This window comes from Herbihabitans rhizosphaerae, assembly GCF_004216555.1.
GTDB lineage: Bacteria > Actinomycetota > Actinomycetes > Mycobacteriales > Pseudonocardiaceae > Herbihabitans > Herbihabitans rhizosphaerae.
The window spans coordinates 82,282-101,331 of sequence record NZ_SGWQ01000006.1 but is presented as its reverse complement, the minus strand read 5'-3'; the positions used below and the strand labels follow the sequence as shown (position 1 = coordinate 101,331).

At 69.5% G+C, this 19,050-nt stretch carries 16 protein-coding genes; 12 read left to right on the top strand and 4 right to left on the bottom strand.

Going from position 1 to position 19,050, the window contains the following annotated elements:
• Positions 1-30: 30 nt before the first annotated feature.
• Together EV193_RS18840 and EV193_RS18835 are read right to left on the bottom strand one after the other, a co-directional pair.
• Entirely contained in the window at positions 31-615 is a 585-nt protein-coding gene (locus EV193_RS18840) for a TetR/AcrR family transcriptional regulator (RefSeq protein ID WP_242613496.1), read from the bottom strand.
• Between the two features lie 29 nt (positions 616-644).
• The gene (locus EV193_RS18835; RefSeq protein WP_207222707.1) at positions 645-2,108 is read right to left on the bottom strand and encodes an NCS2 family permease; all 1,464 of its coding nucleotides are present in this window, start codon (positions 2,106-2,108) and stop codon (positions 645-647) included.
• A 204-nt stretch (positions 2,109-2,312) separates the two neighbouring features.
• Between EV193_RS18835 and EV193_RS18830 the strand changes: the two genes are divergently transcribed.
• From EV193_RS18830 to EV193_RS18805, 6 genes are all read left to right on the top strand, one after another.
• Positions 2,313-3,356, top strand: a complete 1,044-nt coding sequence (locus EV193_RS18830; protein ID WP_207222723.1) for a BMP family lipoprotein — start codon at positions 2,313-2,315, stop codon at positions 3,354-3,356.
• A 95-nt stretch (positions 3,357-3,451) separates the two neighbouring features.
• Positions 3,452-4,957 (top strand): ABC transporter ATP-binding protein, encoded by a 1,506-nt coding sequence (locus EV193_RS18825; protein ID WP_341273173.1) that lies wholly within the window; start codon positions 3,452-3,454, stop codon positions 4,955-4,957.
• Positions 4,957-6,114, top strand: coding sequence for an ABC transporter permease (locus EV193_RS18820; protein WP_130345493.1), 1,158 nt, complete (start codon positions 4,957-4,959; stop codon positions 6,112-6,114). The genes EV193_RS18825 and EV193_RS18820 overlap by 1 nt, the downstream gene beginning before the upstream one ends.
• On the top strand, positions 6,111-7,370 hold the full coding sequence (locus tag EV193_RS18815; RefSeq protein WP_130345492.1) for an ABC transporter permease: 1,260 nt from the start codon (positions 6,111-6,113) through the stop codon (positions 7,368-7,370). The genes EV193_RS18820 and EV193_RS18815 overlap by 4 nt, the downstream gene beginning before the upstream one ends.
• 29 nt (positions 7,371-7,399) lie before the next feature.
• On the top strand, positions 7,400-7,936 hold the full coding sequence (locus tag EV193_RS18810; protein ID WP_130345491.1) for a hypothetical protein: 537 nt from the start codon (positions 7,400-7,402) through the stop codon (positions 7,934-7,936).
• Positions 7,937-7,980: 44 nt separating this feature from the next.
• The gene (locus EV193_RS18805) at positions 7,981-9,246 is read left to right on the top strand and encodes an MFS transporter (protein ID WP_130345490.1); all 1,266 of its coding nucleotides are present in this window, start codon (positions 7,981-7,983) and stop codon (positions 9,244-9,246) included.
• Here the strand turns inward: EV193_RS18805 and EV193_RS18800 are convergent.
• Positions 9,221-9,610 (bottom strand): cytidine deaminase, encoded by a 390-nt coding sequence (locus EV193_RS18800; protein ID WP_130345489.1) that lies wholly within the window; start codon positions 9,608-9,610, stop codon positions 9,221-9,223. The genes EV193_RS18805 and EV193_RS18800 overlap by 26 nt on opposite strands.
• Before the next feature lie 192 nt (positions 9,611-9,802).
• On the opposite strand from EV193_RS18800, the gene EV193_RS18795 reads away from it, so the two are divergent.
• The 3 genes from EV193_RS18795 (at position 9,803) to EV193_RS18785 (ending at position 15,929) form a co-directional block, all read left to right on the top strand.
• Positions 9,803-10,972 (top strand): DUF222 domain-containing protein, encoded by a 1,170-nt coding sequence (locus EV193_RS18795; protein WP_130345488.1) that lies wholly within the window; start codon positions 9,803-9,805, stop codon positions 10,970-10,972.
• 24 nt (positions 10,973-10,996) lie between these two features.
• A complete protein-coding gene (locus EV193_RS18790) occupies positions 10,997-13,462 on the top strand; it encodes a penicillin acylase family protein (RefSeq protein WP_242613495.1) in 2,466 nt (821 codons plus the stop codon).
• 64 nt (positions 13,463-13,526) lie between these two features.
• The gene (locus EV193_RS18785) at positions 13,527-15,929 is read left to right on the top strand and encodes a penicillin acylase family protein (protein WP_130345487.1); all 2,403 of its coding nucleotides are present in this window, start codon (positions 13,527-13,529) and stop codon (positions 15,927-15,929) included.
• Positions 15,930-15,939: 10 nt separating this feature from the next.
• Here EV193_RS18785 and EV193_RS18780 read toward each other — a convergent pair whose 3' ends face one another.
• On the bottom strand, positions 15,940-16,575 hold the full coding sequence (locus EV193_RS18780; protein WP_130345486.1) for a TetR/AcrR family transcriptional regulator: 636 nt from the start codon (positions 16,573-16,575) through the stop codon (positions 15,940-15,942).
• Positions 16,576-16,662: 87 nt separating this feature from the next.
• Here EV193_RS18780 and EV193_RS18775 point away from each other — a divergent pair, with 87 nt between their 5' ends.
• The 3 genes from EV193_RS18775 to EV193_RS18765 are packed head-to-tail and all read left to right on the top strand — an operon-like array spanning position 16,663 to position 19,019.
• A complete protein-coding gene (locus EV193_RS18775) occupies positions 16,663-17,403 on the top strand; it encodes an SDR family NAD(P)-dependent oxidoreductase (protein ID WP_130345485.1) in 741 nt (246 codons plus the stop codon).
• Positions 17,400-17,723, top strand: coding sequence for a DMT family transporter (locus tag EV193_RS18770; protein ID WP_130345484.1), 324 nt, complete (start codon positions 17,400-17,402; stop codon positions 17,721-17,723). The genes EV193_RS18775 and EV193_RS18770 overlap by 4 nt, the downstream gene beginning before the upstream one ends.
• Positions 17,724-17,732: 9 nt before the next feature.
• Complete coding sequence (locus EV193_RS18765) at positions 17,733-19,019, top strand: thymidine phosphorylase (RefSeq protein ID WP_130345483.1); 1,287 nt, start codon at positions 17,733-17,735, stop codon at positions 19,017-19,019.
• Positions 19,020-19,050 lie beyond the last annotated feature (31 nt).

Here is a 19,050-nt window from a genome sequence, read left to right as displayed (position 1 = left end):
AAAATGTAGCTTACACTTTGTAGGTAGCGGCTAGGAGGCGCGGCCCCGCAGGGCGCCGAGCACGATGTCCGTCGACACGGAGATCGCCTCGGCGCGTGAGATCCGGCCCGTGGCCGCGGCGCGGGAGAGACCTTCGACCACGTTGAACATTCCGGTGAGCAGCGCGAGGTCGGACTTGGGGGACAGCGGCACGAACGGTTCGATCGCGGCGCGGAACTCCTCGACGTAGAAATCCGACGACCGCTGCCGGAAACCCCGCGTCTGCGGACTGCCGGACAGCGCGGCGTAGACCTGCTCGCACTCCGGGCCCGCCGCGAGTACACCGTCGACGTACGCGCTGCTCAGGATCGTCACCACGTTCTCCAGCGTCTCCGGCTGATCGCGCGGCGCCTGCCGGATCGCCCGGCCGATCTGGTCGTCGTAGTCGCGGTAAAGAGCCATGAGCAGCCCCTCGCGCGTCTCGAAGTGGTCGTAGACGACCGGACGGGAGACGCCGGCACGCTCGGCGAGCCGAAGGAGCGTCAGCGCGTCGGTCCCCTCCGCGCGGATGATCTCGGCGGCCGTCGCGAGCAACTGGCTCCTGCGCTGCTCCCGCGTCATCCTTCTGGCTCGCATGCCCGCTCGTTTCCTTGGCTCTGGACCGGTCACTCGATACCGAACAGCGACTTCAGCGGATGCGTCGCGAAGTAGATCGCGAACAGGCCGGCGGTGATCCACAGCAGCGCGTGGATCTCCCGCGCCCGGCCCTGGAACACCCGCAGGATCACGTAACTGATCAGGCCCGCGCCGATGCCGACCGAGATCGAGTACGTGAACGGCATCAGCACGGCGGTCAGCAGCGCCGGCAGCAGGATCCCGTTGTCGGTGAAGTCGATGTGCCTGATCTGCGACACCATCGCCAGGCCCACCACGACCAGCGCCGGGGTCGCCGCCTCGAACGGCACCACGGTCACCAGCGGCGCGAAGAACATCGCGGCCAGGAACAGCGATCCGGTGATCACGCTCGCGATGCCGGTGCGCGCGCCCTCGCCGATCCCCGCCGACGATTCGACGTACGTCGTGTTCGACGAGCTGGACGCCGCGCCGCCGAGGGTGGCCGCCAGCGAGTCCACGAACAGCACTCGTCCGATGCCGGGCACCTGCCCCTTCGAGTCGAGCAGATCAGCTTGCGCGGTCAGCCCGACGACCGTGCCCATCGTGTCGAAGAAGTCCGACAGCAGCAGCGCGAAGACGATCATCAGCGCGGCGATCACGCCGATCCGGCCGAACGCGCCGAACGGATCCACCTGGCCGACCAGCGACAGATCGGGCAGCGCGAACCAGTCCGTCGGCGCCCTCGGCACGTTCAACTGCCACCCGGTCGGCGACACCGGCTTGCCGTCCACCACCGACGGGCCCGGATGGAACACCGCCTCCACGACGATCGCCAGCACGGTGGAGGACAGGATGCCGATCACGATCGCGCCCGGCACGCGCCGCACCACCAGGATCGCGGTGAGCACCAGCCCGACCACGAACACCAGGATCGGCCAGCCCTCCAACTCGCCGCCCACCCCGAACCCGACCGGCACGGTGGTGCCGGCCGCGTCCGGAATCCGGCGCACGATCCCGGCGTCGACCAGCCCGATGAGTACCAGGAACAGTCCGATGCCCACGCCGATCGCGGTCTTCAAGTCGGCGGGGATCGCGTGCATGATCGCCGTCCGCACGCGGGTCAGCACCAGCACCATGATGATCAGGCCCTCGAGTAGGACCAGGCCCATGGCCTCCGGCCACGTCGTCTGGCTCGCTACTCCGACCGCGAGGAACGAGTTCAGACCGAGGCCCACGGCGATCGCGAACGGGTACCGCCCGACCACGCCCATCAGGATCGTGAGCACTCCGGCGGTGAGCGCGGTGACGCCGGCGACCGCGACGACGCTTGTCGTCACGTCGGTGCCGCCGGCGATCAGCTCGCCGTTCCGGTCCTTCGCGGTGCCGATGATCAACGGGTTCAGCACCACGATGTAGGACATCGCGAAGAACGTGGCAAGGCCGCCCCGGACCTCCCGAGCCAAGGTCGACTTTCGGGCACTGACCAGGAAGAAACGGTCCACTCGGTCCGTCATTCGGGTGCTCATCGACCGGCGCCTCCCTGTGCTGCGACGTCCGCCCACCGGAGAGTAGCGGCGCGGGCGGACCGGTCAACGATTCGGTCACGCACCAGAGAGTGGACGGGGCTTGACGACGTCGTGGGGGTACGGTCTCGCGAACAAGAACCGCGCTCGGGGGTGCCGGGCGTGGCAAGGGGAAGGGAGAACGCCTTGCGCCGAGTGCGAGGAATACGACTCGTCGCCGGAGCGCTGGCGCTGGGCCTCGGCCTCGCCGGTCTCGCCGCGTGCGGGTCGGACGAAGCGCCGGCCGGCGGCGGCGACGGCAAGCTGAAGATCGGCCTGGCCTACGACGTGGGCGGTCGCGGCGACCAGTCGTTCAACGACTCCGCCGCGCGCGGGCTGGACAAGGCCAAGGCCGAGACCGGCATCGAGACCCGTGAGCTCGAGGCGAGCCCCGGCGAGACCGACTCCGCCAAGGAGGACCGGCTGCGTCAGCTCGCCGACGGCGGCTTCAACCCGATCATCGCGATCGGCTACGCGTACGCCACCCCGATCGGCAAGGTCGCCAAGGATCACCCGAACGTCAAGTTCGCGATCATCGACGACTACTCGCCTGGCACCGACGACGGCCCGAACATCGCGAACCTGACCTTCGCCGAGCACGAGGGCTCGTTCCTGGTCGGTGTCGCCGCCGCGTTGAAGAGCAAGACCAACAAGGTCGGCTACGTCGGCGGCGTGAACACCCCGCTGCTGCAGAAGTTCGAGGTCGGCTACGCCGCCGGGGTGAAGGCCGCCAAGCCGACCGCCACGGTGGAGGTCAAGTACCTGACCCAGCCGCCGGACATGACCGGCTTCAACGACCCGGCCAAGGGCGAGACGGCCGCCACCGGCCAGCTCGACGCGGGCGCCGACGTGATCTACGCGGCGGCCGGCGGCTCCGGCAGCGGCGCGTTCAAGTCGATCAAGTCCAAGGGCAAGCTCGGCATCGGCGTCGACTCCGACCAGTACAACGTGCCGGAGCTGGCCGACGTCAAGGACGTGATCATGACGTCCATGGTGAAGAAGGTGGACCTGGCGGTCTACGACTTCATCACCAGCGTGAAGGCCGGCAAGCCGATCTCCGGCAACAAGGTCTACGACCTGAAATCGGGCGGCATCGAGTACGCGACCAGTGGCGGCAAGGTGGACGACATCAAGGCGCAGCTGGAGGAGTACAAGCAGAAGATCATCTCCGGCACTGTTCAGGTGCCGTCGAAGAAGTAATTCGGGTGACGGGCAGACGGACCCGGGGCTGGCCCTAGAGTCGCCCCGGGTTCGCCCGTTCATGAGGGGAGCGCACCATCAGCGACACGAACGCGGTGGAGTTGCTCGGGATCACCAAGCGGTTTCCCGGCGTGATCGCCAACTCCGATGTCAACGTCGCCGTCCGTCCGGGCACGGTGCACGCGCTGGTCGGGGAGAACGGCGCGGGCAAGTCCACGTTGATGAAGATTCTCTACGGGATGCAGCGCCCCGACGAGGGCAGCATCGAGATCGACGGCAAGGCGGCGACGTTCCACTCGCCGGCCGACGCGATCGCCGCCGGCATCGGCATGGTGCACCAGCACTTCATGTTGGCCGACAACCTGACCGTGCTGGAGAACGTGGTGCTCGGCAGCGAGCCGCGTTCCGGGGGCCGGCTGGACTTCAAGGCCGCGCGAGGGAAGATCCGCGACATCTCCGGGCGCTACGGCCTCGGCGTCGAGCCCGACCGGCTGGTCGACGAGCTCGGCGTGGGTGACCGGCAGCGCGTCGAGATCCTCAAGGTGCTCTACCGCGGCGCGCGCATCCTGATCCTCGACGAGCCGACCGCCGTGCTCGTGCCGCAGGAGGTCGACGAGCTGTTCGGCAACCTGCGCGAGCTCAAGGCCGAGGGGCTCACGATCCTGTTCATCTCGCACAAGCTGGACGAGGTGCTGTCGGTCGCCGACGACATCACGGTGATGCGCCGCGGCACCACGGTCGCCAGCGTCGCGCCGCGCGAGACGACGGCCCGCCAGCTCGCCGAGCTGATGGTGGGCAGCGCGCTGCCGGTGCCGGAGCTGCGCGAGTCCACGGTCACCGACGTGCCGGTGATCGAGGTCGACGGCCTCACCGTGAACACCCCGGACGGGCGCGCGGTGCTCGAGGACCTGTCCTTCACGATCCACGCGGGCGAGGTGCTCGGCATCGCGGGCGTGGAGGGCAACGGTCAGGCCGAGCTGGTCGAGGCGCTGATGGGCATCCGGTCGCTGGACTCGGGCCGGATCTTCTTGCGGGACAAGGAAATCAGCAAGCTGTCCACCCGCGACCGGCGCGACGCGGGTATGGCCTACATCCCCGAGGACCGGCACCGCCAGGGTGTTCTGCTCGAGGCGACGCTGTGGGAGAACCGGATCCTCGGGCACCAGACCAAGGCGCCCAGCGTGCGCGGCGTGCTGATCAACCGCGGCGGCGCGCGCAAGGACACGCGGCGGATCGTCGAGGAGTACGACGTCCGCACACCCGGCATCGACGTGGCGGTCGGCTCGCTGTCCGGCGGCAACCAGCAGAAGCTGATCGTCGGCCGGGAGATGAGCGGCAACCCGGTGCTGCTGATCGCCTCGCACCCCACGCGCGGGGTGGACGTCGGCGCGCAGGCCGCGATCTGGGAGCACATCCGTCGCGCCCGCGCCGAGCACCTCGCGGTGCTGTTGATCTCCGCCGACCTGGACGAGCTGATCGGCATGTCGGACAGCCTGTCGGTGATCCTGCGCGGGCGGCTGGTCGCCTCGTACGACCCGAAGACGGTCACACCCGAGGAACTGGGCTCCGCCATGACCGGCGCGGGGGAGGGGGCGGCCTGATGGCTGGTTATCTGACGTATCTGAAGAGGCGCTTCTCCTGGCACACGTTGCGCCGCGTCGGTTTGGCCCTGGCCGCCCCGGTCAGCGCGCTGGTGTTCGCGGCCATCGTGTCGGTGATCATCCTGTCGGTGACCGGCCACTCGCCCGCCGACGCGGCCCAGCAGATGGCGGACTCGCTGGAGCGCCCGCGCACGTTCGCCAACTCGCTGAACAACGCCACGACGTACTACCTGTCCGCGGTGGCCGTGGCGATCGGCTTCAAGATGCGGCTGTTCAACATCGGTGTGGACGGCCAGTACCGGATCGCCGCGATGCTGTCCGCGGCACTGGCCGGCGCGGCGTTCATGGAGAACCTGCCGTCGTTCCTGCGCGTCGCGATGACGATCATCGTGGCGATGCTGGTCGGCGCGGTGTGGGCGGGCATCGCCGGCATCCTCAAGGTCACCCGAGGCGTCAGCGAGGTCATCTCCACGATCATGCTGAACGCGGTGGCGACCGCCGTGGTGGCGTTCCTGCTGAACCCGTCGCGCCTCGCGGTGCCGATCGGCGGCAGCAACAACATCGGCACGCCGCCGATCACCGAGGGCGGACGGGTGTCCGGCATCCCGTATCCGGGCTCGACGTCCACGGTGTTCGGGCTGAGCATTCTGGCCGTCGCGGTCGGCGTCGGGTACTGGTACCTGTTGTCCCGCACCAGGTTCGGCTTCGACTTGAAGGCGACCGGCCTGTCCGAGTCGGCCGCGGTGGCCAGCGGCGTGAACGTCAAGAAGATGGTCGTCGCGAGCATGGTGCTCTCCGGCGCGGTGGCCGGCCTGGTCGGCGTCCCGCAGCTGCTCGGCTCGTCGCACACCTACGCGCTGGACTTCCCCGCCGGGCTCGGCTTCACCGGCATCGCGATCGCGCTGCTCGGCCGAAACCACCCGGTGGGCATGGCGATCGCGGCGATCCTGTGGGGCGTGCTGGACCAGACGTCCAACTCGCTGGACATCACCGGCGTGCCCAAGGAGATCGTGGTGATCATGCAGGGCGTGATCGTGCTGTCCGTGGTCATCGCCTACGAACTGGTGCGCCGCTACCGCCTGCGCCTCGAACAGCGTGACGTGGGCGCGGCGCTCGGCACCACGAAGACCCCGGCTCCCGCGGAGGTGACCACATGACCGCGGGCGGAGGGCTCAGCGCCGGCGTCGAGGAGGCGCCGGCACCACGCAAGCGGCGGATCTCGCCGATGACCTACGTGCTGATCGCGGCCGGCGCGTTCGTCGTCATCGCGTTGATCAGGACGTTGACCGGAGCCGAGGACCTGACCTCGTCCGGCACCGTGGCCGCGGCACTCACCGCGGCCGTGCCGATCGCGCTGGCCGGTCTCGGCGGGCTGTGGTCCGAACGCGCCGGCGTGATCAACATCGGCCTCGAGGGCATGATGGTGCTCGGCACGTTCGGCGCGGGCCTGGCCGGCTGGCAGTGGGGCCCGTGGGCCGGCGTGTTCTTCGGCGTCGTGCTCGGCGCGGTCGGCGGCCTGATCCACGCGGTGGCCACTGTGACCTTCGGCGTCGACCACATCATCTCCGGTGTGGCGATCACCCTGGTGGCGCCCGGCCTCACGCTGTTCCTGGCCAAGCTGTACTTCACCGACACGCCCGGCGGCGGGCAGAAGAAGTCCCCGCCGATCCCGGACGTGCCGAGGGTGAGCATTCCCGGGTTTTCCTCGCTGCTCGGCGACATCGAGGCCAAGCACTGGTTCCTGATCTCCGACCTGGCCGGCGTGCTGCGCGGCCTGACCACCAACGTGTCACTGCTGACATTGCTCGCGGTTGTGCTGTTCGTGTTCACCGCGTGGCTGCTGTGGCGCACGCCGTTCGGGCTGCGGCTGCGCTCCTGCGGCGAGGCGCCGGTCGCCGCCGAATCGCTCGGCGTGAACGTCTACAAGTACAAGTACGCGGCGATCGTGAGCTCGGGCGCGCTGGCCGGGCTCGGCGGCGCGATCCTCGCGGTCAGCTCCAGCCAGTTCCGCGATCAGCAGGTCGCCGGCCGCGGGTACATCGGCCTCGCGTCGATGATCTTCGGCAACTGGCGGCCCGGTGGCGTGGCGGCGGGTGCCGGCCTGTTCGGCTACACCGACGCGATGCAGTTGCGCGGCGCGGACGCCGTGCACGCGCTGCTGCTCCTGCTCGGTATCGCGCTGCTCGTGCTGGCCGTGTTCCAGGCTCGCGCGCGCCGGTACGGGATCGCGGGCGTCGCCGCGGCGATCGGCGTGGCGTTCCTGATCTGGTTCGCCAGCACCGACGTGCTGCCTCCCGAGCTGGTCACGGCCGCGCCGTACGTGGTCACGCTGCTGGTGCTTTCGCTTGCGGCACAACGGCTCCGGGTACCGAAATGGATCGGGCAGAGCTATCGGAAGGGGCAGGGCGGCTAGGGCTTGCGCACCTCGGTATGGTCTTGCCCATGGCCAGCCGGATCGCGGTTCAGAAGTCGGGCTACAAGGGCGTACACCGGTCGTACTCCGGTGTCGCCGCAGCCGACCTGCTCGCTCGTGAAGGTCGAGAACCGGTGCGTGACGCCTCCCGGGCGCACGCCGCCGCCGGGCGCGGTGCGATCGCCGCGGCCACCGGCGCGCTGGTCGTCGCCGGCGCGCTGTCGGTGGCGTGGAGCGGGGACGGGCAGCAGGGCGAGCCGCTGGCGTCCGGCGAGGGCTTCTCGTCGGTCGTCGGGAGCGAGTCGCCGGTGATGGTGACCCACGAGCCGCTGGACGAGCCGGCGCAGGTGGCGGTCACCGAGCCCGTCGCGCCGCCGGTCGCCGCGCTGGCCGTCGCGCAGGAGGCGGCACCGGTGAAGGCCCCGGCGCCCAAGCCGCGTCCGGTCACCCAGCAGGCTCCGGCACCCAAGGCGCCGGTCAAGTCGCAGGTCGACCAGTACCGGCAGTACATCCCGGGCCCGGCGCTCGCCATGATCGACTCGTACAACGCCGCCTGGCGGCGCTGAATTCTCCTTGGGGCGCAACGCCTCCCGCTGGCTAGTCTGTCGGCGTGACGGCGGACTGCGACGCGCTATCGGAGAACTACGGCGAGGCGCGTGAGCGCACCGACTGGTACAGCGTGGCGCTGCTGTTCGTCGCCGGAATCGCCGCGGCGGTGCACTTCGCGAAGGTGCCGCCGGTGTTGCCCTCGCTGTCGGCCGAGCTGGGATTGTCCCCGATCGGCGGCGGGCTCGCGGTGTCACTGGTCGCGCTCATGGGTGTGGTGCTCGGCGTCGCGGCCGGCGCGCTGGTCGACGCGTGGGGCCGGCGCCGGCTGCTGACCGTGTCGCTGATCGCCGGTGGAGTCACCTCGGCGCTGGTCCCCGTGCTGTCGTCCACCTCGGCCTTCCTCGGGCTGCGCGTGTTCGAAGGCCTGTCGCACCTGGTGATCGTGGTCGCCGCGCCGAGCCTGATGGGCGTGGTGGCCCGGCCGAGTGATCGCACGCTGGTGATGACCGTCTGGGGCAGCTTCTTCGCGGTCGGGTTCGCGCTGACCGATCTCGTCGCGCCCGCGCTGGTGGACGGCTGGGGCTGGCGGTCGCTGTTCTGGGCGCACGCGGTGCTGTTCGCGGTGGTGACCGTGCTGCTGGTGCCTCGGCTGAACCGGCTCGCGCGGGAGCAGACGCTGGAGCCGCCGCCGTCCGGTGCGCGCGCGAAAGTGTTGCTGCGCACCGTGATCACCGACCACGGGCGGCTCTACCGGCACGGGCCGATCATGCTCGCCACGGCCGCGTTCGTGTGTCACTGCCTGATGTTCAGCTCGTACCTGTCCTACGTGCGGGCGCCGCTCGTCTCCGGGGGAGCCGTGAGCGCGGACGGACTCGGGCCGTGGATGTCGCTGCTGGCCGTGCTGTCGATCGTGGCGACGACTCTGGTCGGGGCCGTGCTGTTGCGGCTCGGGGTGTCGCCGTTCACGACGCTCACCGTGTCCTTCGCCGGGGAGGCGCTGGCCGCCGTCGCGGTGTTCGCGTGGTTGGACGGCGGGGCGTTGCTGGTCGGGAGCGTGGTGCTGTTCTTGTTCAGCGGGTGCGTGCAGGGGGCGACGTTCGCGACGATCCCGCTGGTCGCGTCGGATCGGATGGCGGCGCTGGCACACGGGGCGTTCGCGCAGGGCGGCAACGTGGGGACGTTCCTCGGGCCGCCGCTGTACGCCTGTGTGGGGGCGTCGCTGGGGTGGGGCGCGGTGGGCGTGGTCTCTTTGGTGATCTGCGTTCTTGGTGCGGGATTTGCGGTGCTGACCGTGGTGGTGGTCAGGCGGGTAGGTCGGACTGGCTGAAGCTGTCCGGGAGGACGTCGGTCATGGGGAGTGGGCCGTGGGGGGTGTCGATCAGGCAGTCGGGGGCGGCGAACTCGTTGATGAGTTGGCGGCAGCGGCCGCAGGGCATCAGAAGGTTGCCCTCGGCGTCGCGGCAGGCGAGGGCGGTGATCTTGCCGCCGCCGGTGAGTTGGAGTTGGCCGACGAGGGTGCATTCGGCGCACAGGCTCAGGCCGTAGGAGACGTTCTCGACGTTGCAGCCGGTGACTGTTCTGCCGTCGTCGCAGAGTGCGGCGGCTCCGACGTGGAGTTTCGAGTAGGGGGCGTACGCGTGGGTGGCTGCTTGGGTGGCCGTTGTTCTGAGCGTGTCCCAGTCCGTCTTCATGGGGGGATCGTACGTGCGTGCTGGTGTTGGGGTGTGGCGGCGCGGAATTGTGCGGGAGGCCCTAACGGCTGGCGCTACGGGCAGGCTCCGCCTGCCTTTTGCCCGTACTGCGCCGCCACCTTGCTCCTTTTAGTTCACCCCATGGTGGTCGGTCGAATTGGGTAGAATCGAGGTATGAGGGGACAGTAACTAATCGACGAGCTACGGGCTCGCGAAATCCATATTCGACAACTCGAATATGAGCGACTTCAACTCGTCCACGAAATCCATGAGCAGGGCATCGCGAAAGAAATGGGCGCCTACTCCACGGCATCGTTCCTGCGGGACACCGTGCGGATCTCACCCGCCGACGCACGACGGCGAGTAGCTGACGCCAACGCGTTGTTCGGGTCGACCACGTTGACCGGGCAGCCCATCGAGGCACAGCTACCCGTGGCGGCGAAGGCACTCGCCGCTGGGGCGATCAGCCGTGACCACGTGCAGGTCGTGCGCACCACCATCGACACACTTCCCGACGAACATCACGCCGACGTGGAACACCTTCTCGTGGAGGAAGCCGAGCGCTTCGACCCGGTCAAACTCGGCAAGCTCGCCACCCGCACCCGAGCTCACCTGCAACCCGAACAAGTCGTGCTCGACGAACAAGCCGCATGGAAACGCATGGAATTCTCCATGATTGAAGACGTCGACGGGATGATCATCGTGCGCGGGCGGCTCTCGCCCGAGTGTGCCGAAGTTCTCAAAGCAGCCCTGTCGCCGCTGGCGAAACCCGCCGGCAAAGATGATGACCGATCAGCCGCCCGCAGGTGGGCCGACGCGCTGATCGAGTTGGCGCACCGCATCCTCAACTCCGACACACTCCCGCAGGACGGTGGACGGCGGCCGCACCTCGCGATCACGATTTCCTACGAACAACTTCGCGACCAAATCGGCCTCGGCCATGGTGACTTCGGTGCGCTGATCACACCGCAAACCATTCGGCAGATCGCGTGTGATGCCGGAATCACGCCCATCGTGTTGAACAGTGAAGGCAAGCCACTCGACGTGGGACGCGAACAACGGCTCGTCACCGCAACGATTCGGGCGGCGCTCATCGCACGCGACAAAGGCTGCTCATTCCCTGGGTGCGATCGGCCGCCGGAGTGGACCGACGCACACCACATCATCCCGTGGATCGACGGTGGAATAACCTCAGCAGAACTCATGACACTGCTCTGCCGACACCACCACACCACCATCCACCAACAAGACTGGGAAATCATCATGCGCAACGGGATTCCCTACTACATCCCGCCCGCGTGGGTTGATCCGCAGCGCAAGCCGATCCGCAACACCATGCACCTCGTCGGGATGTCCGCCTGACTAAATGAACACTACTGTTCATTGATGCGCTACCATGCCACCATGGCGCACACCCGCAGGTTCCGCACGAGGTTACGAGCATCCGTCGCAGGCGCGGCGGTGCTGGCCGTCGCGGCCACGGCCACCACGGTGGCCGTGCAGTACACCGCTGAGGCCGCACCGGCGGCCGCCACCATTCGCTACACCGAGTTCGGCATCCCGCACATCACCGCGTCGGACTTCGCGGGCCTCGGCGAGGGCTACGGGTACGCCGTAGCCAAGGACAACCTCTGCTTGCTCGCCGACACCTACCTCACGGCCAATGGTGAGCGCTCCCGGTTCCTTGGCCCGGACGGCCAGGTCTCGCCCGGCCAGAGCGCGACCACCACGAATCTCAACAGCGATCTGTACTTCACCCGCCTCAAGGACGCCAAGATCGTCGAGGGGCTCGTGGACCTGCCCGCGCCGCAGGGGCCCGAGCCCGAGGTCAAGGAAGTCGTTCGCGGGTACGCCAAGGGGTACAACCGCTACCTGGCCGAGACTGGCGTCGGGAACATCTCCGATCCCGCCTGTCGGGGTAAGGACTGGGTCCGCCCGATCTCCGACATCGACGTGTACCGGCACGTCCACATGACCGTGATCATGGGCAGTACCGACTACGTCCTGGACGGGGTGGTCGGGGCCAAACCCGCTGTCGTGCCGGCCAACGCACCGGCACCGAAGCCGGCCAAGGACACAGCCAGCCGCATCGCCTCCGCGATCCAGTCCAACCGGCACGAGGGCATGGGCTCCAACGGGATCGCCGCCGGATCGCAGGGCGTCTCGGGCGGCAAGAGCGTCCTGCTCGGCAACCCGCACTTTCCGTGGCACGGCAAGAACCGCATGTGGCAGAGCCACCTCACGATCCCCGGCAAGCTCAACGTCAGCGGCGCCAGCCTGCTCGGCCTGCCCGCCGTCAACATCGGGCACAACGACGACGTCGCGTGGACCCACACGGTCGCCACGGTCGCGCCGTTCGGGCTCTTCGAAGTTCCCGTCGTGCCGTGGGATCCGACCAAGTACCTGGTCGACGGCAAGGTCGAATCGATGACCGCGCAACAGGTCTCGGTCGACGTCCGCAACGCGGACGGCTCCACGGGCAAGGTCGAGCGCACCATCTGGTCCACCCGCTACGGCCCGGTCACCACCTCGATCATGGGCACCATCCCCCTTCCGTGGGCGCTCACCGCCCATTCGGTGCGCGAGGCGAACCTCACCAACCTTCGCGGCATGAACACCTGGCTCAACATCGCCAAGGCCCGCGACACCGGCGAGATCAAGGACGTGCTGCGCCGCACCCAGGGCATCCCGTGGGTCAACACGATCGCCTCCGACCGCAAGGGCAACGCCTTCTACGGCGACATCCAGGTCGTCCCGCACATCACCGACGAGAAGGCCAACGCCTGCAACACGCTCCTCGGCAAGGTCACCTTCTCGCTGCAGGGACTGTCCATTTTGGACGGTGGCCGCGGCGCGTGTCAGTGGGGCAACGACCCGGACGCGCTCGAACCCGGACTGCTCGGCCCGTCCCGCATGCCCTCGTTGACCCGCAAGGACTTCGTCACCAACGCCAACGACAGCGCCTGGCTCGCCAACCCCGCCGAACCGCTGTCCCACCCCCGTGTCATGGGTGACATGAACACCGCCCGCTCCACTCGCACCCAGCAGAGCATCGTCGCCGCCCAGCGCCGCCTCGCCGGCGTCGACGGCCTACCCGGCAAGGGCTTCGACGGCGACACCATGCGCGAGGTCCTCTTCCGCGACGACAGCCGCAACGCCGAACTCGCCCGCACCGACACCGTCGCCATGTGCAAGGGCTTCCTCGGCGGCCTCGCACCGTTCAGCGGCGGGCTGATCAACGTGAGCGAAGCCTGCCCGGTGCTGGAGAACTGGGACGGCTCGTTCCGCGCCGACAGCCGCGGATCCGTTCTGTTCCAACGCTTCTGGACGCACATCGGGCTGATCAAGTTCGCCGGTGCGAGCCTTCCCGGACCGTGGAAGGACGGCTTCGACCCGAAGGACCCGGTCAACACCCCGCGCAAGCTCGCCACCGACCGGCCCGACGTGTGGCTGGCCTTCGGCAACGCGGTCAACGACCTGCGCGCGGCCGGAATCCCGTTGGCCGCACCGCTTTCCGACGGCCAGTCGGTCACCCGCAACGGCAAGCGCATCCCCATCCACGGCGGTCAGGGCCAGCTCGGCGTGCTCAACGTGATCACCCCGCTGTGGGACCCCAAGGCCGGTTACCCCGAGATCCGGCACGGCTCGTCGTTCATCCAGGTCACGCACTTCGGTGACGGTGCGCCCTCGGCCCACTCCGTGCTCACCTACTCGCAGTCGACCGACCCCACCTCGCCGCACTACGCCGACCAGACCGAGCTGTTCTCGGCCGGCAAGTGGGTTCCCGAGCGGTTCACCGAGGAGCAGATCAACGCCTCGCCGGAGCTGACCGTGGTCACGCTGTCCCGGTGATCACGTAGTGTGTGCCCCGTGTGGGGCGGGGTGCACACCACGTGATTCAGGGGAGGACGCGACGATGAGACGCGCGATCAAGATCACCGGAGCGGTAGGTGCGATCGCGGCCGTCGCCACGGCGATCGCCGTGGCCAACACCCCGGCCACCGCCGAACCCGCGGCGGCCGGGTCGCCGAAGGTGAAGATCCGGTACACCGAGTACGGCATCCCGCACATCACCGCGCGCGACTACGGCGGGCTCGGCGAAGGCCTCGGTTTCGCCTCCGCCAAGGACAACGTCTGCCTGCTCGCCGACAGCTATCTCACGGTCAGCGGGCAGCGGTCCCGCTATCTCGGCCCGAACGCTCCGGTGAGCCCCGGTCTCGGCGGCTCCACCACCAGCCTGAACAGCGACCTGCACTTCCAGCGGATCAACGACAGCCGTGTCGTCGAGCGCCTGGTCGACCAGCCGGCCCCCAACGGCCCCGAGCCGCGGGTGCGCGACGTGGTTCGCGGATACGCCAAGGGATACAACAAGTACCTCGCCGAGCACGGCGGCGCGATCACCGACCCGCGCTGCAAGGGCCAGGAGTGGGTGCGCCCGATCACCGACCTCGACGTGTACCGGCACGTGTACTCGGTCGTGGTCGGCGCCGGCTCCGGTGGCAGCGTCGACGGCGAGGTCAACGCGCAGCCGCCGGCCACCCCGGTGAGCGCCCCCGCACCGGACACCGCGCGCCGCCTGTCCGCCGCGCTCGGCGCCGGCAAGGGCCCGGCCGACATCGGCAGCAACGCGATCGCCGTCGGCTCGCAGGGCGTGACCGACGGCCGCAGCGTGCTGCTCGGCAACCCGCACTTCCCGTGGCACGGCTCGCGCCGCTTCTGGCAGAGCCACCTCACCATCCCCGGCGAGATCGACGTCTCCGGCGCCGGTCTGATCGGCATGCCGGCGATCAACATCGGGCACACCGACCGCGTGGCGTGGAGCCACACCGTGTCCACCGTGATCCCGTTCGGCCTGTTCGAGGTGCCGCTGACACCCGGGAAGCCGACCCAATACCTGGTGGACGGCAAGCCGGAGGACATGACCTCGCAGCGGGTCGCCGTCCAGGTGCGCAACGACGACGGCTCGATCGGCACCGTGGAGCGCACCCTCTGGTCAACCCGCTACGGCCCGGTGACCAACGAGGTCGAGGGCATCGATCTGCCGTGGGGCCAGACCGCGCACGTGATGCGCGACGCCAACGCCGGGAACCTGCGCGCGCTGAACACCTGGTTCGGCTTCGCCAAGGCGCGCGACACGGCCGGTCTGCGCGACGTGCTGCGCCGCGGCCAGGGCATCCCGTGGGTGAACACGATCGCCTCCGACCGCGACGGCAACGCGCTGTACACCGACTCGCAGGTCGTCCCGCACGTGACCGACGAGCACGCCGCCACGTGCGGCACCCCGCTCGGCAAGGAGACCTTCGCCTCCGACGGACTGTCCATTTTGGACGGTGGCCGGAGCGCCTGCCAGTGGGGCACCGACGGCGAGGCGCTGGAGCCCGGGTTGCTCGGGCCGTCCCGCATGCCGTCGTTGACCCGCAAGGACTTCGTCACCAACGCCAACGACAGCCCGTGGCTGGCCAACCCGGCCCGGCCGCTGAGCTACCCGCGCGTGTTCGGCGACACCCTGGAGCAGCGCTCGACCCGCACGCAGGAGAGCATCATCGCGACCCAGCGGCGGATCACCGGTACCGACGGGCTGCCGGGGCGCGGGTTCAGCAACGAGTCGATGCGCGCCGTGCTGTTCTCCGACCACAGCCGCAACGCCGAGCTGACCGCGGCCGACACGGCGAAGATGTGTGCCGCGTTCCCGGACGGCAAGGCGCCGTCCTCCTCCGGCCCGGTCGACGTGCGCGCGGCGTGTCCCGCGCTCGCGTCGTGGCAGCACGGGTACACCAACGACAGCCGTGGATCCCTGCTGTTCCAACGGTTCTGGGCGCAGCTCGGCCGGGTGCCCGGCGGGCCGTGGAAGGTGCCGTTCGACCCGCGCAATCCGGTGCACACGCCGAACACGCTGGCCGCGGACAAGCCCGAGGTGGCGCTGGCGTTCGGCAACGCGGCGGCCGAGGTGCTCGCCGCCGGGCTGGCGCTGGACGCGCCGCTCGCGCAGGGGCAGACCGTGACGCGCAACGGCGAGCGCATCCCGATCCACGGCGGGCCGGGGCAGCTCGGCGTGCTGAACGTGATCACGGCGACCTGGGACCCGAAGCGCGGCTACGTGGAGGTGCCGCACGGGTCGTCCTACATCCAGGTGATCCAGTTCGGGCGGGGCGCGCCGAAGGTGTCGACAGTGTTGACGTACTCGCAGTCCTCCGACCCGACCTCGCCGCACTTCTCCGACCAGACCAAGCTGTACTCGTCCGGCGGATGGGTGACACCACGGTTCACCGACGCGGAGATCGACGCCTCGCCGGCGCTGACCACCACGGTGCTCGACTGACGAGAACTCCTCACCGGCTTCGGGCTGGGCGGGCTGAGCGTCGCCGTTGCGACACCACGCCGTCCCACCCGCACATCGCCATGTCGATGACTTGGTGCATGGCCTCGCGGGTGCCGCCGTCGCGGGCGCCGATCGACAGGCCGTGCAGGACGGTCAGGTAGAACGTCGCGATCGCCTCGGTGTCCGCGTCCGGCGGCAGATCGCCGTCGCCCACCGCGCGTTCGAGCCGGGCGGACACCGCCGTGCGGTCGGCGTCGCGGCAGTCGGCGAGGAACCGCCGGACGGGCTCGTTCTCCGGCGTGCCGGTCGCCGCGCCGAGGACGATCATGCAGCCGCGCGGTGTCGTCGGATCCGCGTAGGCATCGGCGTTGGCGCGTAACAGCGTCTCGATCGCCGCACGTGCGGTCGGCTCCTCGTCGAGCGCACCGCAGCTGATCACGCTCGCACTGTTGTACAGCGTCACCGCCTCCCGGAAGAGCTCCTCCTTCGAGCCGAACGCGGCGTACAGGCTGCGCGTGCCGATGCCCGTCGTCTCGGTGAGGTCGCTGATCGACGTGCCCTCGTAGCCGTGCTGCCAGAACAGCCGCATCGCCGCGTCGAGTACCGCGTCGCGGTCGAAGCCGCGCGGTCGTCCCGGCGGTGCCATCGCGCTCCCTTCCCGTGTGGTTGCCGTCTCCACACTAGCAAGGCTACAGTAATTAGGAAGCGTTCACTGCAGAAATAGGAGCAGCTCGTGCAGAAACTCGACGGCAAGGTCGGACTGGTCACCGGCGGAAGCCGGGGCATCGGGGCAGCCATCGCCACCCGGCTCGCGGCCGACGGCGCCGACATCGCGATCACCTACAACACCGCGAAGGACCGTGCCGACGACGTGCTCGCCGCGGTCGCCGTCGCCGGCGGCCGGGGCGTCGCGATCCAGGCGAACGCCGCGGACCACGCCGCGATCAGCGCCGCGGTCACCGAGACGGTCGAGCGGCTCGGGCGGCTGGACATCCTGGTCAACAACGCGGGCCTGTTCATTTCCGGGGAGATCGGCGAGGCCACGGTCGACCACTACGACGAGCTCATGGCGGTGCACGCCCGCGCGGTGTTCTCCGCGACCAGGGCGGCCGTCGAGCACCTGCCCGACGGCGGGCGGATCGTCAGCATCGGCAGCAGCCTCGCCGATCGCGTGCCGGCGCCGGGCTACAGCCTGTACGCGATGAGCAAGTCGGCCCTGATCGGCTTCACCAAGGGAGTGGCACGCGATCTGGGGCCGCGCGGGATCACGGTCAACCTCGTCCAGCCGGGGTCGATCGACACCGAGATGAACCCGGCCGACGGCGACCACGCCGACGGCGAGCGGGCGGTCACCGCGCTCGGCCACTACGGGACCGCCGAGGACATCGCCGCCACGGTGGCACACCTGGTCGGCGACTCCGGCCGTTACATCACCGGCGCGACCGTGACGGTGGACGGCGGGGTCACCGCGTGAGCCGTGCCTGGGTCATCCTCGTCGCGGCCGGACTGCTCGAGATCGTCTGGTCGGTCGCGTTGAAGCAGGCCGACGGCTTGACTCGACTCGTGCCGACCGTGATCGGGATCGCGGTCGCCGCGGTCAGCCTCGGCATGCTCTCGATAGCACTCGCCGATCTGCCGGTCGGCACCGCGTACGCCGTCTGGGTGGGCATCGGCACGGTCGGCGTCGCGGTCACCGGGATGGCGCTGTTCGGCGAGGCGATGTCGTTGTCGCGACTGGGGTTCCTGCTGTTGATCGTCGCCGGGATCATCGGGCTGAAACTTGTCGAGGCTTAGAGTGTGTCCATGACGTGGGAACCACTGTCCACTGTGGACATCATCAGGGCGAAGCGGGACGGCGGCACGCTGACCGGCGAGCAGATCGACTGGGTGGTGGACGCCTACACCCGTGGCGTGGTCGCCGACGAGCAGATGTCCGCCCTCGCCATGGCGATCCTGCTCAACGGGATGGACGCCGTCGAGACCGCCAGGTGGACCCGCGCGATGATCGACTCGGGCGAGCGGCTCTCGCTGCGCACCAGCCGCCCGACCGTGGACAAGCACTCCACCGGCGGCGTCGGCGACAAGATCACCCTGCCGCTGGCCCCGCTGGTGGCCGCGTGCGGCGCCGCCGTCCCACAGCTTTCCGGCCGCGGCCTCGGCTACACCGGCGGCACGCTGGACAAGCTGGAGTCGATCTCCGGCTGGCGGGCCGGCCTGTCCACCGAGGAGATCGCGCGCCAACTCGACGAGGTCGGCGCCGTGGTGTGCGCGGCCACGCCCAATCTCGCGCCGGCCGACCGCAAGCTGTACGCGCTGCGGGACGTCACCGGCACCGTGGAGTCCGTCCCGCTGATCGCCAGCTCGATCATGAGCAAGAAGATCGCCGAGGGCGCCGGTGGCCTGGTGCTCGACGTGAAGGTCGGCGCCGGCGCGTTCATGAAGACCGAGGCGGACGCCCGCGCGCTGGCCGCGGCGCTGGTCGGGATCGGCCGCGAGCACGGCGTGCCGACCACCGCGCTGCTCACCGACATGTCCGTGCCGCTCGGCGCCGCCGTGGGCAACGCGGTCGAGGTGGCCGAGTCGGTCGACGTGCTGAAAGGCGGCGGGCCGGCCGACGTGGTCGAGCTGACCATGGCGCTGGCCCGCGAGATGCTCTCCCTCACCGGACTGTCCACAGTGGACCCGGCGGAGGTGCTGGCGTCCGGCCGCGGCTACGAGACCTGGTGTCGCATGATCGCCGCGCAGGGCGGTGACCCGGACGCGCCGCTGCCGTCCGCGCGGCACGTGCGCGAGGTGACCGCCGAGTCCGACGGCGTGCTCACCGGCCTGGACGCGTACGCCGTCGGGGTGGCCGCGTGGCGCCTCGGCGCGGGCCGGGCGCGCAAGGAGGATCCGGTCGACCACGCCGCCGGCGTGCTGTGCCACGCCAAGCCGGGCGATCGGGTGTCGGCGGGCCAGCCGCTGCTCGAGTTGCGCACGAACAACGAGGACACCCTCGGCGGCGCGCTGGCCGCGCTTAACGGCGGGGTCACGATTGGCGACGCCGGTGCGGAGCGCGCCCCGTTGATCATCGATACGCTCCGCAGTTGACGCGACGGCGCCGGTCGCCCCTTCAGGTGAC

Excerpts from the sequence above, each read along its gene's own strand:
- EV193_RS18840 (WP_242613496.1), bottom strand. The coding sequence starts at position 615 with ATGCGAGCCAGAAGGATGACGCGGGAGCAGCGCAGGAGCCAGTTGCTC.
- EV193_RS18835 (WP_207222707.1), bottom strand. The coding sequence starts at position 2,108 with ATGACGGACCGAGTGGACCGTTTCTTCCTGGTCAGTGCCCGAAAGTCG.
- EV193_RS18820 (WP_130345493.1), top strand. The coding sequence starts at position 4,957 with ATGGCTGGTTATCTGACGTATCTGAAGAGGCGCTTCTCCTGGCACACG.
- EV193_RS18815 (WP_130345492.1), top strand. The coding sequence starts at position 6,111 with ATGACCGCGGGCGGAGGGCTCAGCGCCGGCGTCGAGGAGGCGCCGGCA.
- EV193_RS18810 (WP_130345491.1), top strand. The coding sequence starts at position 7,400 with ATGGCCAGCCGGATCGCGGTTCAGAAGTCGGGCTACAAGGGCGTACAC.
- EV193_RS18800 (WP_130345489.1), bottom strand. The coding sequence starts at position 9,610 with ATGAAGACGGACTGGGACACGCTCAGAACAACGGCCACCCAAGCAGCC.
- EV193_RS18790 (WP_242613495.1), top strand. The coding sequence starts at position 10,997 with ATGCGCTACCATGCCACCATGGCGCACACCCGCAGGTTCCGCACGAGG.
- EV193_RS18785 (WP_130345487.1), top strand. The coding sequence starts at position 13,527 with ATGAGACGCGCGATCAAGATCACCGGAGCGGTAGGTGCGATCGCGGCC.
- EV193_RS18780 (WP_130345486.1), bottom strand. The coding sequence starts at position 16,575 with ATGGCACCGCCGGGACGACCGCGCGGCTTCGACCGCGACGCGGTACTC.
- EV193_RS18765 (WP_130345483.1), top strand. The coding sequence starts at position 17,733 with ATGACGTGGGAACCACTGTCCACTGTGGACATCATCAGGGCGAAGCGG.